The 810-nt window shown below is 66.0% G+C and carries 2 protein-coding genes; both read left to right on the top strand.

The genetic code is table 11. The features are described from left to right. A partial coding sequence (locus tag CWO89_RS44745; RefSeq protein WP_130584442.1) for a transposase domain-containing protein occupies nt 1-269 on the top strand: 269 nt, incomplete at its 5' end. Nucleotides 270-298: 29 nt separating this feature from the next. Continuing rightward, nucleotides 299-810: UPF0149 family protein (locus CWO89_RS44750; protein WP_130231590.1), on the top strand; the 512-nt coding region annotated here is incomplete at its 3' end.

Raw genomic sequence — 810 nt, forward strand, 5'->3', positions numbered from 1 at the left:
ATTCCAACACGGTCGAGCGTTCCATGCGCCCGATTGCCATGGGAAGACGCAACTCGTTGTTCAGCGGCAGCGAGGGCGGCGCCGAGAGCTGGGCGATCCTGGCGTCGCTCGTGAACACGGCAAAGCTCCATGAACTCGATCCGCAGGCCTACCTGGCCGACGTGCTGGAGCGCATCGTGTCCGGGCGAACCAAGAGCCATCAGCTGCACGAGCTGCTCGCCTGGAACTGGAAGGCGGCGCGCCAGCGCACCGCACAGGCCGCGGCATGAGCCCGCGTCGTCATAAAGCAGCGTCGTCGATGGCGGCAGCCGCGATGCCACTTGAGGAGCTCGAGCGATGGCTCCAGGCTCGCGTTGATCGGCATTCTGTCGCCACCAGCATTCCCACGCTCGATGGCTACGTCGCCGCGATCGTGACCGGACCGGTGTCGATGAGCCCACTCGACTGGATCTGCCCGCTGCTCGCCATCGATGCCGATGCTTTCAACCACGGCGGCACCCCGGAGTTCGCGGCGATTTCCGCCGTCGCGCTGCATCATAACGAGATCAGCCAGACCCTTTCGACCACGCCTCGCCAGTTCGCGCCGATGCACCGGCGTGAAGTCAATGGCGATATCGATCCGCGTCCCTGGTGCCGGGGCTTCTATGTCGCGATGCGGCTCAGGCTGTCGGCGTGGGCGCCGTTGCTGGACGCCAGCAACGTCAATCACGGCCTGCTGCTACCCGTCCTGCTGCACTGTCGCGACGATCAGGGCCGTCCGCTGCTCGGACCGCCGCGAAGCGGCCGCGAGACCGAGGACTTTCTCCGCAA

The sequence above is a fragment of the Bradyrhizobium sp. Leo170 genome (genome assembly GCF_004296405.1).
Classification (GTDB): Bacteria; Pseudomonadota; Alphaproteobacteria; order Rhizobiales; family Xanthobacteraceae; genus Bradyrhizobium.